Annotated in this window: 14 protein-coding genes and 1 pseudogene; 3 read left to right on the top strand and 12 right to left on the bottom strand. The window is 69.8% G+C overall.

Features of this window, described 5'->3' with window-relative positions; genetic code table 11:
* Positions 1-17: 17 nt before the first annotated feature.
* Genes ACIA1L_RS17175 through ACIA1L_RS17140 form a run of 8 tightly spaced genes read right to left on the bottom strand, consistent with a single transcriptional unit; the run spans position 18 to position 6,596 of the window.
* A complete protein-coding gene (locus ACIA1L_RS17175; protein WP_396073689.1) occupies positions 18-554 on the bottom strand; it encodes a PadR family transcriptional regulator in 537 nt (178 codons plus the stop codon).
* A 44-nt stretch (positions 555-598) separates the two neighbouring features.
* Positions 599-982 carry a VOC family protein gene (locus tag ACIA1L_RS17170; RefSeq protein ID WP_396073688.1) on the bottom strand — a complete coding sequence of 128 codons (384 nt, stop codon included), beginning with the start codon at positions 980-982 and terminating at the stop codon, positions 599-601.
* Between the two features lie 13 nt (positions 983-995).
* Positions 996-2,540, bottom strand: coding sequence for a SpoIIE family protein phosphatase (locus ACIA1L_RS17165; protein ID WP_396073687.1), 1,545 nt, complete (start codon positions 2,538-2,540; stop codon positions 996-998).
* Positions 2,537-3,880: a sensor histidine kinase gene (locus ACIA1L_RS17160; protein WP_396073686.1), complete on the bottom strand. Its 1,344-nt coding sequence runs from the start codon at positions 3,878-3,880 to the stop codon at positions 2,537-2,539. Before ACIA1L_RS17160 ends, ACIA1L_RS17165 begins: the two co-directional genes overlap by 4 nt.
* Positions 3,877-4,908 carry an ATP-binding SpoIIE family protein phosphatase gene (locus ACIA1L_RS17155; RefSeq protein WP_396073685.1) on the bottom strand — a complete coding sequence of 344 codons (1,032 nt, stop codon included), beginning with the start codon at positions 4,906-4,908 and terminating at the stop codon, positions 3,877-3,879. Before ACIA1L_RS17155 ends, ACIA1L_RS17160 begins: the two co-directional genes overlap by 4 nt.
* The gene (locus tag ACIA1L_RS17150) at positions 4,905-5,312 is read right to left on the bottom strand and encodes an ATP-binding protein (RefSeq protein WP_396073684.1); all 408 of its coding nucleotides are present in this window, start codon (positions 5,310-5,312) and stop codon (positions 4,905-4,907) included. The genes ACIA1L_RS17155 and ACIA1L_RS17150 overlap by 4 nt, the downstream gene beginning before the upstream one ends.
* The gene (locus ACIA1L_RS17145) at positions 5,309-5,725 is read right to left on the bottom strand and encodes an STAS domain-containing protein (RefSeq protein WP_396073683.1); all 417 of its coding nucleotides are present in this window, start codon (positions 5,723-5,725) and stop codon (positions 5,309-5,311) included. The genes ACIA1L_RS17150 and ACIA1L_RS17145 overlap by 4 nt, the downstream gene beginning before the upstream one ends.
* A gap of 4 nt (positions 5,726-5,729) precedes the next feature.
* Positions 5,730-6,596, bottom strand: coding sequence for an STAS domain-containing protein (locus ACIA1L_RS17140; protein WP_396073682.1), 867 nt, complete (start codon positions 6,594-6,596; stop codon positions 5,730-5,732).
* Positions 6,597-6,782: 186 nt separating this feature from the next.
* Here ACIA1L_RS17140 and ACIA1L_RS17135 point away from each other — a divergent pair, with 186 nt between their 5' ends.
* Together ACIA1L_RS17135 and mscL are read left to right on the top strand one after the other, a co-directional pair.
* Positions 6,783-7,136, top strand: a complete 354-nt coding sequence (locus ACIA1L_RS17135) for an anti-sigma factor antagonist (RefSeq protein WP_106126981.1) — start codon at positions 6,783-6,785, stop codon at positions 7,134-7,136.
* 153 nt (positions 7,137-7,289) lie between these two features.
* Positions 7,290-7,733 carry a large conductance mechanosensitive channel protein MscL gene (mscL, locus tag ACIA1L_RS17130; protein WP_396074062.1) on the top strand — a complete coding sequence of 148 codons (444 nt, stop codon included), beginning with the start codon at positions 7,290-7,292 and terminating at the stop codon, positions 7,731-7,733.
* A gap of 230 nt (positions 7,734-7,963) precedes the next feature.
* Here the strand turns inward: mscL and ACIA1L_RS17125 are convergent, their stop codons facing one another.
* From ACIA1L_RS17125 to ACIA1L_RS17115, 3 genes are all read right to left on the bottom strand, one after another.
* Positions 7,964-8,197, bottom strand: a complete 234-nt coding sequence (locus tag ACIA1L_RS17125; protein WP_396073681.1) for a hypothetical protein — start codon at positions 8,195-8,197, stop codon at positions 7,964-7,966.
* 316 nt (positions 8,198-8,513) lie between these two features.
* Positions 8,514-9,656 (bottom strand): zf-HC2 domain-containing protein, encoded by a 1,143-nt coding sequence (locus ACIA1L_RS17120; protein WP_396073680.1) that lies wholly within the window; start codon positions 9,654-9,656, stop codon positions 8,514-8,516.
* Between the two features lie 236 nt (positions 9,657-9,892).
* Positions 9,893-10,522, bottom strand: coding sequence for a CGNR zinc finger domain-containing protein (locus tag ACIA1L_RS17115; protein ID WP_396073679.1), 630 nt, complete (start codon positions 10,520-10,522; stop codon positions 9,893-9,895).
* Positions 10,523-10,630: 108 nt separating this feature from the next.
* On the opposite strand from ACIA1L_RS17115, the gene ACIA1L_RS17110 reads away from it, so the two are divergent.
* Positions 10,631-11,509, top strand: a complete 879-nt coding sequence (locus ACIA1L_RS17110) for a L,D-transpeptidase family protein (RefSeq protein WP_396073678.1) — start codon at positions 10,631-10,633, stop codon at positions 11,507-11,509.
* Here ACIA1L_RS17110 and rho read toward each other — a convergent pair.
* Positions 11,506-12,624 (bottom strand): annotated as a pseudogene (rho, locus tag ACIA1L_RS17105) (transcription termination factor Rho); the annotation flags it as partial. The gene ACIA1L_RS17110 and the pseudogene rho sit on opposite strands and share 4 nt — an antisense overlap.
* Positions 12,625-12,671 lie beyond the last annotated feature (47 nt).

The following is a 12,671-nucleotide window of genomic DNA, read 5'->3' as shown; positions in this document are numbered from 1 at the left end:
CGCCCGGAGCAGCGCGGTCACGCGTTCACCTCCCGATGCAGCTCGCTCACGCGCAACAGCGTGGTCTGCAACCAGCGCAGGTCCGCGTCCAGATGGCCGATCGCGTAGTCGGCGGCGACGACATCCGCGACCGGCGAGGCCCGGTTCCGCTTGATCACGGTCAGCTCCCGGATCCGGGCGGCGTGCGCGGCCCGCTGGGCTGCCACGTAATCGGCGGTGGTGGCCGGATCCGCGGCAAGCAGGCAGATCATGACCTTGGCGAAGAGCGCGCTGGTGACGTACGGCGCGGGCGGCTCGACGGTGGTCAGCCACTCGGTGAGCCGGGCGCGACCCGTCTCGGTGAGCGCGTACGACGTCCGGTCGGGGCCGCCTTCCCGGTCCTGTCCGTGCTGCTCGACCAGCCCGTCCCGGACGAGCCGGCCGAGCGTCGCATAGACCTGGCCGTACGCCAGCGGCTTGGCTCGGGGCAGCCGCTCGTCGTGGGCGCGCTTGAGGTCGTAGCCGTGCCGCGGCCCGGCGGCCAGCAGCCCCATCAGCACGTGCGGCGTCGTCATAGCCGCCCACTATTCATCAAGCGAATAGCGGGAGTCAAGATCACTCAGAGTTGCTGGGGCTCGAGGAACTCCAACCGGTTCCCCACCGGGTCGTACGCGTAGAAGCGGCGGTGGCCGGGGAAATTGTCGTCCCACTCCACCTCGACCCCGGCGGCATCCAGCCGCTGGGCCAGCGCGTCGAGGCCGGCGACCAGCAAGCCGGGATGGGCCTTGCGGGCCGGGACGAAGTCCGCCTCGACACCGAAGTGCAGCTCCAGAGCGCCGCCGCGGAACCAGCAACCGCCGCGGGCCGCGAGCACCGGCGGCTTCTCGAGCTCCACCATGCCGAGAATGCCGCCGTAGAACGCCCGGATCCGGTCCTCGGCGCCCGGCGGGATGGCTAGCTGCGTGTGGTGCAGCCCGACAAAGTCGTACCCGTTGTCGATCATGACGACAAATCTCTCACCTGCGGCGCAGGGCGACCACCGCAATGTCGTCCGCTTGCTCACCCGCGCCGGCCAACTGCACCAACAGGCGCTGGCAGAACGCGTCCAGGCTGGGCTCGACCTCGTTCGCACACTGTGCCAAGGCGGTGAAGCCCTCATCGATGTCACTGTCGCGGCGTTCGATCAGGCCATCCGTGTAGAGCACCAAGGTCCCGCCGGGCGGGAGGACGAACTCCATGTCCGCCGGGCGGGGCGCGTTGATGCCCAGCAGTGGCCCGCTCGGCGTCAGGAAGGTGGCCCCGGCGCCGTCCACGTGCAGCAACGGCGGCAGGTGGCCGGCGCTGGCGAGACAGATGCGGCCCGTCGCCGGCTCCAGGGTGAACAGGCACAAAGTCGCCGATTCCATCGGCAGGACCGTGCGCATGAAACGGTTCACCAGATCCAGCACGGCCGCCGGATAATGCCCTTCCACCGCGTACGCACGAACCGCGTGGCGCACCTCCGCCATCACCGTCGCCGCGTGCAGGGAGTGCCCGGCCACGTCACCGATCGCCACCAGCAACCGGCCATCCAACATGGTCAGCTCGTAGAAGTCGCCGCCCACCTCGGTCTGCGCGCCAGCCGGCTCGTAGCGGACCGCGAGCTCCAAGCCGGGCACGTCGGGCAGGCGACTCTGCAACAGGCTGCGCTGCAAGGTCACAGCGATGCGATGTTCCTCGTCGTACGAGCGTTGGGCCTCCACCGCCGCCGCGACCGCCTGGGAGAGCTGCCGCAACACCGGGAACCCCGGAGTCTGCGACGCGGACGGGACGGCGACGTACACCGGGGGGCGGTCGCTGCGCAGCCGGGCAGCAGCCACGGCAACCTGCTCCTGCTCCGGCCAGGTGACCAGACTCCAGGCTTCCGGCGGCTCCGTCCGTACGGTGGAGCCGACCGCGGTCTCGTGGTGCTCGACCGCCCAGGGGCGCACCGTGGCAGCCTGACCGTTCGCCACCGCAGACAAGCCGTCACCGTCGGCGGTCTCGGCCACCACCACGACCGGACCGCCGAAAATTCCGTATGCGCCGTCCGCGGCCGCCTGCAGCAGGCCCGCCAGCGTCGACGCCGAGTTGATCGCCAGCGTGGTCTCGGCCAACTTGATCATTCGGTTGGCTAGAGACTCGGCGCGCTGCCGGGCCCGGTAGTACCGCAGCACCGCTTGCGCAGTCGCGATCAGCTCGTCCGGCTCGATCGGCTCCACCAGGTACGCGTCCGCGCCCCGGTTCAACCCCTGCGTCCGGTCGACCACGTCCACCGCATGCGCCGACACATGGATCACCGGCAGGATGCCGTACGCGGGATCGGTCTTGATCCGTTCGCAGACCTCGAAGCCGCTCAGATCCGGCAGCTTCACGTCCAGCACGACTAGGTCGATCCCGCCCTTGGCGGCGGCGAGCAGCTCCAGGGCGGCCCCGCCGGTCTCCGCCTCGACCACCGCAAAACCAGCCCGGGTCAGCCAGCTCACCAGCAGGTATCGCTTGGTGGCGCTGTCGTCGCAGACCAGCACGGTGGCCGGTGTCACGGCGACACCGGCAGGGAGACGGTGAAGACGCTGCCCTCACCCGGAGTGGAGGAAACTCGCATCGCGCCCCCGAGAATACCGACGAGACGGCGGGCGTAGGGCAGTCCGAGACCGGTTCCCTTGCCGCTGAGCGCGCGACTGCCGGGGACCTGGTAAAACTCCTCGAAGATCCGCTCGTGCAACTCGGCCGGAATGCCGGCGCCGGTGTCCGCGACGGTGAACTCCACGTTGTCCCCGACCTGAGCCACGCCGAGCCGCACCGAGCCTTCCGCCGTGAACTTGAGCGCGTTCGTCAGCAGGTTGCGCAGCACCTGGGCGAGCAGCACCTCGTCGGAGCGCAGCCGCGACACCGCCGGCTCCTCGACCACGAAGTCGACCGCGGGCTGGGTGGCGAGCGGCCGCAGCGTGCCGCGGAGCTGCCCGAACACCGCCTTGAGATCCACCTCGGACCAGTTCGCCTCGACCCGACCGGCCTCCGCCTTGGCAAGATCCAGCAGGTCGTTGACCAACGACAGCAGGTCGGTCGCCGAACCCCGGATCAGCTCGACCTGACGGGACTGCTCCGCGGTCAGCTCGTCGGAGGACTCGTCAGACAGCAGTCGCCCCAGGCCGATGATCGCGGTGACCGGGGCGCGCAGTTCGTGGCTGACGTTGGCCAGGAACCGGCTCTTCGCCTCGCTGGCCGTCCGCAGCTGCACCGACTTCTCGTCCAGCTCGGCGTACAGCGCGACGACACCCCGGTTGGTTTCCTCCAGCTCGTCGGACAGCTGGTGGTACAGGGCCATCACGCCCTTGTTGGTCTCCTCCAGCTCGGCATTGAGCCGGGCCAGGTCGTCGCGCTGCGCGCGTACCTCGTCCAGAGCGGCGATGAGCTGCTGATTCTGCTCCGACAACTCGTCCAGTGGGGTGCCTGGGACGAGGCCGGCCAGGCGCTCGCGGATCTCTTCCATCCGGTCGGGGTTCAGAGCCGGTGAGCTCGGCGGCAGACGTCGAGACATCCGCACGACCGTACCGGGCTCCGCATCCCCTACCTCCAACGTGTCGATCAGCCGGCTCACCTGGATCAGCTGCGGTCGCAGCCGGTCACCGTCGCCCGGGACCGGGTGAGTCAGTTCTACGAGAAGCGTAGGTACCCCGTCGGCCGTCGTTGTGAACACCACGTCCGAATCCCGGCCGGCGGCCACCAGCAGGCGGCCCACCTCGCTCAGCGCCGTCGCCAGCCGGGTCTGGTCCCGCACCTCGAAACCGACCTCGCGAGCCACCTCCCGGCCGAGCTGCCGGACCGCGAAGACGTCCTGCTCCACCCGGATCCGGGTCCGCATCAGCGGCTCGGAGCTCATGACAACCGGGCCACGAGAACGCCCGCATCGTCGCGGCGGGTGCCGGCATCCCGCAGCACCGTCGCGGCGATGGCCTGCGGCGACCGAGACAACAAGCCGGGATAGTCAGCCGGGTTCCACCGGTCCACCACGCCGTCGCTGTGCATGAGCACCACCGCGCCGGGCGGCAGCGGGTAGTCGTACTCGCGGATCTGCCGCCGCTGATGTCCCGTGATACCCGGCAGCGACACCATGCCGCGCCGTCCGCCGTCCGGCAGGAACACCGTGCCAGCGATGTTCCCCAGGCCCGCATATCGGACCAGTTGGGCTTCCGGATCGAGCTCGGCGACGGCAACCGCGGCCCCCCGGGTGTGACTCAGGGAGCGGTGCAACAGGTCAAGCAGCATGGCCGGCGGCGCCGCGGCGGCGGTCCGGAAAACCCGGACGGCCTCCTGCGCGGCCGCATGAGCCAACCGCCCGTGGCCGAGCCCGTCGCACACCATCAGCTGACGGCGGCCATCAACGTCCCGGAATGCGTACGCGTCACCGCTCACCGGCTCACCGGTCAACGGGCGGGTCAACCCGGCCGCCCACGCCGGCTCCGGCACCCGCTCGGACCAGAGCTGCGCGACCAGCACCGTGCCCTTGCCCGGCACCGAATGCAGATCGCTCCAGTTCGCCTGGCGCACGATCGCGCCCAGACCGATGCCCAGCGTGCCCGCGGTCGAATGCCCGTCGCCGAGCGCGTATGACACGTTCGCCATTCCCGGACCCTTGTCGATCACGACGATCTCCACGCCCGCCTGGTCGGCCGCCCGCACGGGGCGAACCAGCAACACGCCCTCATCGGCATGCTTCACCAGATTGCCGGCCGCCTCGGCAACCACGATCGACAGGTCGGCGATCCGACGTTCCGGCAGATCCAACTCGGCGGCGAGTTTCTCCGCGGTCCGGCGGACGGCAGCGGCTGTCCCGGCAGCCTCCACCCGGAACCAGACTCCCTGATCGAGAAGTCCCTCCGGCAGCGAAGCCACCGCGCCTCCGCTCATCGGCACCACTTGGTCACGGTGATGGTGGTTCCCCGCCCCACCGCGGTGTCAATCTCGAACTCGTCGACCAATCTCCGGGCACCACTGAGCCCCAGGCCCAGCCCGCCGCCGGTGGTGTAACCGTCCGTGAGCGCCAGGTCCAGGTCAGGAATGCCCGGCCCCTCGTCGGCGAAGACGATGCGGATGCCGGCCCGGCGACCGTTCTCCACCCGCGACACCTCGACCGTGCCACCGCCGCCGTAGACCAGCGTGTTGCGCGCCAACTCGCTGGCCGCGGTCACCAGCTTGGTCTGGTCCACCAGGGACAACTTCACCGACACCGCCACCGTACGCACGAGCTGGCGGACCCGGACCACATCCTGGTCGGAAGCGACCGCGATGCGCTCGGAGTCGCCGGGGTTCATGGCTGAGTGACCACAGAGTCGTCCGGATCGGTCAAGTCGACGTCGTCGTCCTCGTCCGCCGCGCGCTCCCGGGCCAGCAAGTCCATGCCCAGCTCGACGTTCAAAGCCGTCCGGATGCCCGGCAGCGACAGCCCCAGCTCCACGAGCGTGATGGCAACCGCCGGGCGCATGCCCACCACGACCGTCTCCGCATCCAAAACCCGAGAGATCGAAGCAATGGTCGCCAACGTACGGCCGACGAACGAGTCGACGATGTCCAGCGCGCTGATGTCGATGATCACCCCGTGGCAGCCGGTCGCCACGATCCGGTCGGCCAGATCCTCCTGCAGCTGCAGAGCGACCTGGTCCTCCATGTCGGTCTGGATGGAGACCAGAAGAATGTCGCCGATCTTCAGGACCGGCACGCGTTCCATCTCCTCAGCCCTCCCGGCGGGCGGGCTTCTGGACGGCCTTGTCGCCGGTCTTGCGCAACACGTGCCGCAAGGCGTCGGCCAGGGACGCCTTCGTCGCGATGTCGCCGAACTCGATCCCGAGCGCCACGATCGTCTGAGCGATCTGCGGGCGGATGCCGGAGATGATGCAGTCGGCGCCCATCAGCCGGGCAGCCACCACGGTCTTGAGGATGTGCTGGGCGACCTGGGTGTCCACCGCCGGCACACCGGTGATGTCGATGATCGCGTACGGCGAGCCGGTGTCGACCAGGGTCTGCAGCAGGCGCTCCATGACCACCTGCGCTCGGGCCGAGTCGAGCGTGCCGACCAGCGGCACCGCGACGACGCCCTCCCACAGCTTGACGACCGGGGTGGACAGCTCGAGCAGCTGCTCGGCCTGGTCGGCGATCAGCTCCTCGCGCGCGCGGGTGTAGGTATCGAAAGTGAACAGCGCGGCCCGGTCGACAAAAGCCGAGAAGGCGACATAGTCCCGCAAGGTGTCCGTGTCGGTGCCGGAGCCCGCCTCCAGAACCTTCAGCGCGGCGTCCTTCAACGCAAAGACGCTCACCGCCGTCTCCGTCGCGTTGAAACCCTGCCGCGCCCGACTGCCGGACAGCTCACTGAGCTGCGCCCGCAGCTCGGCGGCCGCGTCGTCGGTCAGCTCCTGGGCACCGCCGGCAAGCGCCGACTGGAAGCCTTTCTGCAGCTCAAGGACCTGCCGGCGAAGCTCGGCGTGACTCAACCGGCCCCGCAGATAGGCGCCGACCTCTTCCGCCCAGGACGCCGTGATGGCATCCTCGTGCCCCTGGAGAAGATCCGCGAAGCGACTTCCCTCGCCCGAACTCAACGCCACGTTTCCTCCTGTGACCTTCGCCGGACCAGCACCCGGCCGGTCGCGGGCAGCCCGGCCGGACTTTACCATCGAGGCCAGTTCTTACTTGTCGTCGGCTAACTAATATGCGGCGGTCGGCCCGTGTCCCCGTGCTGCATGTTCACAGGTGCGTGGAGTAACGTTCTGACCATAACCGGGAGGTCCTGAATGTCCCTGACGGTACAAACCGAGCAGCGCGGCGACGTGGTCGTCGTGTCGGTGGCGGGTGAGCTCGACATGGCGACCGCCCCCCAGCTCCAGGACCAGATCAGCGACCTGCTCGAAAAGGGCCGCACCCGCCTGGTCTTCGACCTGGCCGAGGTCTCGTTCTGCGACTCCACCGGGCTGTCGGTCTTCGTCCGCGCCAAGAACAGCACCGACGACGCCGGCGGCGTGGTGCGCCTGGCCGCACCCCAGCGGGGCGTGCTGCGCATCCTCGAGGTGTCCGGGCTGGTCGAGGTGCTGCACACCTACCCGACGGTCGACGAGGCCGTGACGGCCGAGGAGCCGGCGCTCGACTGAGCCCCGCCCCTCCCCCTGCCACACCAGCTCTTCATCTGACGCGCCCGCTCCTTCGCATGACGCGCGGTGGGGCGTAGTTTGTCGCGGACCGGTCGAGGGCAACGCTGCCCTCGAACCCCCTCGGCTCTCTTCGCAGGAGTGCGCGTGAAAAAGATGTTCCAAGGCTTCAAAGACTTCATCATGCGCGGCAACGTCGTCGACCTCGCGGTCGGCGTCGTCATCGGCGCCGCCTTCACCGCCGTGGTGACCGCCTTCACCAAGTCGTTCCTCGAGCCCTTGATCCGCTGGATCACCGGAGGATCGGGCACCGCGTCCGGCACTTGGTCGCCCGAGAAGGGCGTTGTCTTTGACTACGCCTCCTTCGTCAATGCGGTGATCACCTTCCTGATGACCGCCGCGGTGCTGTACTTCCTCGTCGTCTTTCCGCTGAACAAGCTGGCGGAGCGGCGCAAGCGAGGCGAAGAGCCGCCGCCAGCCGCGCCCAGCGAAGAGGTCAAGCTGCTCACCGAGATCCGGGATGCGCTGGTCCGCCAGCAGGTCGCCCCCGGCGCGGTCAACGACATCCTCGGCCGGCACCAGCAGCCGCCGTCGCACTGATCACACCGGGTTCAGCGCGCGGGGCGAACCGGCGTCGCTCGACAGCAAGGAGTCAGCGCGCGAGGGCCCTCCTCGGCCGCTTCCGAGCAGCTGCGCGGGTGTGAGAAGTCAGCGCGGGCGGGGGCAGAGTTCTCAGGTCGCCCCCGAACTGCCGCGCAGGTGCAGGAGGTCAGCGCGAGCGGGGGCAGCGTTCTCAGGTCGCCCCCGAACTGCTGCGCAGGTGCAGGAAGTCAGCGCGGGCGGGGACGGACGGACAGCTCACACCAGTCGTCCTCGCCGGTCAGCACGTCGCGGACCATGTCCAGGGCTGCGTCCTCGCTGTCGAACTCGAAGAAGTGCGAGACGCCGTCGGCGCCGCCCGCGCGCTGTTCCACGTACCACTGGTCGCCGCTCGTCCGCAGGTACACGTCCTTGCGGGCGACGCGTCCCCACCTGCCGTTCCACCAGTGCTTACGCTGTTCCATGCCGGCACTCTATCGAACACCTGTTCGAATACCGCCACGTGGGTGAGGATCTTTCTGGGTCGCGGTCGCCGAGGTCCTACGGGTGCCCTCGGTCTCGATGCGGAGCTCGGGGGAACTCGCGGGGCCGACGGGGCACTCACCGAGGCACCCGGGCGGCGCCTCGGACAACGGTCATCGCGGGATCCCCCCAACAGCGGCCCCCGCAGGAGTCGCGGATGGCGATCGCTCACCCCGCCCCACCAATGCCCGGCACGGTCACGGAAGGCGATCACCTGCGCGCGCGGCGATCCTCGGCACGGTCGTGGGAAGCGATTGCCTATGCTGCGCGGCGGCCTTGGGCGGGGTTGTGGGTGGCGGTGAGGGGGCCGGGGCGGACGAGCCGGAGGCGGGATGTGCGGGGTGCGTCGCTGCCCGGGTCGGGATCGTTTTGGGTGAGGTGCCAGCCGGTGCCGCGGCCGGCCCGGTTGCCGGGCGGCTGGGCCGAGTCGCTGGTGACTCGGGACAGTGCCACCACGATCAGGTAGCCGAGGATGACGAAGCCGTGGCTGACCAGCCGGGTCGCGTCGACCCGGGCGGCGGACAGGTCGTTGACCGACAGCAGCAGGAGCATCCCGACGAAGGCGGTCAGCATCGGGACCAGTCCGGTCGGCCGGTTGCGCCGCAGGGCGATGAAGAGGAAGCCGGCGCCGACTGCCACGTTCCAGGCTGCCGACTCGTGCCAGAGGTGGCCGGGGGTGGCGTCCATCCCGGTGTGCAGGTGGGAGCTGCCCACCCCACCGCCAACCTGGGTCAGGCCGAGAATGAGCTGCACCGCACCGACCACGGCCAGCGCCACATAGAGCCCCGCGGCAGCCCGCGACCGCCAGGAACGATCCGCTGCAGCGCGCACACCGCCCGCAGCCCGACGTGTGTCGCCCGCGGCCCGACGTGTGTCGCCCGCGGCCCGACGTGTGTCGCCCGCGGCCCGACGTGTGTCGCCCACGGCCCGGCGTGTGTCGCCCGCAGCCCGGCGTGTGTCGCCCACGGCCCGGTGCACATCGCCCGCCTGGTGCGCATCGCCCACGGCCTGGCGTGTGTCGCTCACGGCCCGGCGTGCATCGCTGCCGGCTTCGACCCGGGTGACCGCGAACCAGTCGCGGAACCGGGCGTTCCATCGGCCGCGGCCCACTCGCGACGTCGCTGCGGCGGGTGCGGCCGGATCAGCGGCTCGATGTGCGGCGGGTGCGGTCGAATCAGCGGCTCGGTCCGCGGCGAGGGCCGCGAGGATGGAGTCGGTGAGGTCGGGGACGTCCGCGACCAGGGCAGTACGGGTCAGCCGGTTGACCGCGGCCGCCCGATCCAGCCACTCCCGGCACCCGGCACAGCCGGTCAGATGCTCGTCTACTCGCACCCGGTCGGCCGGATCATCCTCGCCGTCCAGTTGCGCGGACAGCATTTCGCGCCAACGCTCACACGCCATGCATCCATAGTCGCGCGGAAGAGCTCGATGGTTCCCGGGTCGGGACCGAACTTTCACTGTCCGACCAGCTCAAGGCCGTCCGGCCCCAACAAAGCCTACGGCCGGTTCAGGGCCGACGGCCAACTCAAGGCCACCCAGCCGACCCAACGGCCAACTCAAGGCCACCCAGCCGACCCAACGGCCAACTCAAGGCCACCCAGCCGACCCAACGGCCAACTCAAGGCGGTCCGGCTAGATCACGGGGCGCCGATCGCGGGGTCGGATTGTCCGCCGGTGCCGCCTAGGAGGCGCTTGCGCTCGCGGAAGGCGCGCAGGTTGGCCGTGTTTCCGCAGGTGCTGACGTCGTGCCAGACGCCGCTGTTGTTGCGTGAGGTGTCGAAGAAGGCGGCTCGGCATTCGGAGTTGTGGCAGAGCTTCATGCGGGGCCACAGTCCGGCCTGCTGGGCCACCAGTGCTTCGGCCCAGAGCGCGGAGGCCAGCCAGCGGGTGCCGCGGCCGGAGGGCACGATGCGGACCCAGCCTTCCGCGTCGGGCACCAGTGTGACCGGCACGTCGGCGGGGGGCAGTGCGCCGTCGTGTGCGGGGCCGCGGCCGCTGCCGGCCAGGATGACGCCCTCGAAGGTGCTCCGTAGGCGGCGCAGTGAGCGCAGGTCGGTCGAGGACAGCAGGAGGACGGGAGCGGGGAGGGCGGCGACGCGGGACCACATGGCTAACGCGTCGCCCAGCCACCGTTGGGCATCGTCCGCGGTCGCCAGCAGGTCGGCGGCGTACGCCATGGTGGGTCGGGTGTTGATCAGATCTTGCACGAGGCCGAGTCCGGCGGGCGCATCCCGGACGCCGTGCCGGGCACTCGCCTTCCAAGACATAGGCGAAGGGTACTTGATTCTTTTTCCACCCCGCCTGGGCCTGGCGACCTTGGCCGAGCCGCCTCCATGAAAGGTATTCGCGTGTGATCATCGGGTACGGAGGGATGCATGGTGCGAAAGACACTGAGATACGCCATAGCGGTCGCCGCCGTCGCGGTGTGTGCCGCCGGGTGCGACTCGGGCGGCTCAGAGCAGGCCGCGCCGACGCCTCCCGCACCCGCCGCCTCGAGCGAAGCGCCGCCGGGGGCCGGCCCGTCAACGCCCGGAGGCGCACCTAACGAGCCCGGCGCACCTAACGAGGGCGCACCGCCGTCTGAGGGACCTGCACCATCGGCACCGTCCCCGTCATCCACAGCTTCATCCACAGCCCCGACGGACCCGGCGGCGCCGAAGAAGCTCAAGAGCGGCGCGAAGGGGGCGGAAGTCCTCGCGTTGCAGAACCGCCTGACCGAGCTGGGCTATTGGAACGGCAAGGCGGACGGCACCTTTGGCTCGCTCACCCAGCAGGCGGTCTTCGCGGTGCAGAAGGCGGCCGGCCTGACCCGCGACGGCGTGGCAGGGGCCAAGACCCAACAAGCCCTGACCGATGGCGTACGCCCGAAGGCGAAGAGTTCCAGCGGCCGCGTCATCGAGATCAACAAGAAGCGTCAGCTGCTCATGCTCGTCGACAACGGCGAAGTGACCAAGATCTTCAACACGTCGACCGGCTCGTACGAGCGCTATGCCACGGCGAGTGGCGGTACGGCCATCGCGGCCACCCCGAGCGGCAAGTACAAGGTGTCGCGGCAGATCGACGGCTGGCGGAACGCGCCGCTGGGCATGTTGTGGCGGCCGAAGTACTTCAACGGCGGGATTGCGGTGCATGGGGCGCCGAGCGTGCCGCCGTACCCGGCTTCGCATGGGTGTGCCCGGTTGTCGATCTCGGCGATGAACCATCTGTGGAAAAACGGCGAGATCCCGCTCAAGACGAGGGTCTGGGTGTACTAGCCGGCGACGGCCAACGAGCGGGCCACCCGGCGCAGGAATTCCAGGTTGGAGCCGGTGCCACGCAGCTGGTCGAGCAGCTGTTGCAGGCCCTCGCGGCCCTGGCCGTGCAGGGCGCGGCGGATTTGGGCGGCGACGGCCAACTCACCCGGCGCCAGCAGGTTGTCGTCGTGCCGGGTGCCGGAGGCGGCGAGGTCCACGGCCGGGAAGAGCCGGGCCTGCGCGAGTCCGCGGTCGAGTTTGAGCTCGGCGTTGCCGGTGCTTTTGAACTCCTCGAAGATGAACGTGTCCAGGGCGGACCCGGTTTCGACGAGCGCGGTGGCGATGACGGTCAGCGAGCCGCCGCCTTCGATGTTGCGGGCCGCGCCGAGGAAGCGCTTCGGTGGATGCAACGCGGTGGAGTCGAGGCCGCCGGAGAGCGTACGGCCCCGGCCCGGGGCGATCAGGTTGTAGGCCCGCCCGAGCCGGGTGATCGAGTCGAGCAGGACGACGACGTCTTCGCCGTACTCGACCAGGCGTTTGGCTCGTTCGATCGCCAGCTCGGCGAGCGCGGTGTGGTCCTGCGGCGGCCGGTCGAAGGTGGCCGCGATGACCTCGCCCTGCACCGAGCGCTGCAGGTCGGTGACCTCTTCAGGCCGTTCGTCGACGAGCACCACCATGAGGTGACACTCGGGATTGTTGCGGGCGATGGCGTTGGCGACGTCGTGCAGGACCGTGGTCTTGCCAGCCTTCGGCGGTGCCACGATCAGGGCACGCTGGCCTTTGCCGAGCGGCATCACGAGGTCGATGACGCGGGTGGTCAGCAGGTGCGGCTCGGTTTCCAGCCGGAGCCGTTCCTGCGGGTAGAGCGGAGTGAGCCGGGCGAAGTCGGCGCGGCGGCCCGGCTTGCGGCCGTTGACCGTGTCCACCCGTACGGTGGCAGGTTTGCGGCCGTCGATCCGGGCGGTGCCGGTGATCCGGTCGCCGCGGCGCAGGTCGAGCCGGCGGAGCTGCTCCATCGCCACGGCAATGTCGTCGGGGCTGGGCAGGTAGCCGTCGACGCGCAGCCAGGCGCGGTCGTCGGCGAGGTCGAGGAGGGCGTCGAAGGGTACGTCGATGCCAGGTTTACGGGACTGGTCCGTCATGGGGGTACTCCAAAGAGCGGGGAGAAACGCGCGTCATCGAG

This window comes from Actinoplanes sp. NPDC051859, assembly GCF_044452725.1.
Taxonomy (GTDB): Bacteria; Actinomycetota; Actinomycetes; order Mycobacteriales; family Micromonosporaceae; genus Actinoplanes.
This window is presented reverse-complemented; position numbering and strand designations above follow the sequence as displayed.

Bases quoted from the DNA above. Each gene is read 5' to 3' on its own strand.
- ACIA1L_RS17175 (WP_396073689.1), bottom strand. From the start codon at position 554: ATGACGACGCCGCACGTGCTGATGGGGCTGCTGGCCGCCGGGCCGCGG.
- ACIA1L_RS17155 (WP_396073685.1), bottom strand. From the start codon at position 4,908: ATGAGCGGAGGCGCGGTGGCTTCGCTGCCGGAGGGACTTCTCGATCAG.
- ACIA1L_RS17110 (WP_396073678.1), top strand. From the start codon at position 10,631: ATGGTGCGAAAGACACTGAGATACGCCATAGCGGTCGCCGCCGTCGCG.
- ACIA1L_RS17160 (WP_396073686.1), bottom strand. From the start codon at position 3,880: ATGAGCTCCGAGCCGCTGATGCGGACCCGGATCCGGGTGGAGCAGGAC.
- mscL (WP_396074062.1), top strand. From the start codon at position 7,290: ATGTTCCAAGGCTTCAAAGACTTCATCATGCGCGGCAACGTCGTCGAC.
- ACIA1L_RS17170 (WP_396073688.1), bottom strand. From the start codon at position 982: ATGATCGACAACGGGTACGACTTTGTCGGGCTGCACCACACGCAGCTA.
- ACIA1L_RS17135 (WP_106126981.1), top strand. From the start codon at position 6,783: ATGTCCCTGACGGTACAAACCGAGCAGCGCGGCGACGTGGTCGTCGTG.
- ACIA1L_RS17125 (WP_396073681.1), bottom strand. From the start codon at position 8,197: ATGGAACAGCGTAAGCACTGGTGGAACGGCAGGTGGGGACGCGTCGCC.
- ACIA1L_RS17120 (WP_396073680.1), bottom strand. From the start codon at position 9,656: ATGGCGTGTGAGCGTTGGCGCGAAATGCTGTCCGCGCAACTGGACGGC.
- ACIA1L_RS17145 (WP_396073683.1), bottom strand. From the start codon at position 5,725: ATGGAACGCGTGCCGGTCCTGAAGATCGGCGACATTCTTCTGGTCTCC.
- ACIA1L_RS17150 (WP_396073684.1), bottom strand. From the start codon at position 5,312: ATGAACCCCGGCGACTCCGAGCGCATCGCGGTCGCTTCCGACCAGGAT.
- ACIA1L_RS17115 (WP_396073679.1), bottom strand. From the start codon at position 10,522: ATGTCTTGGAAGGCGAGTGCCCGGCACGGCGTCCGGGATGCGCCCGCC.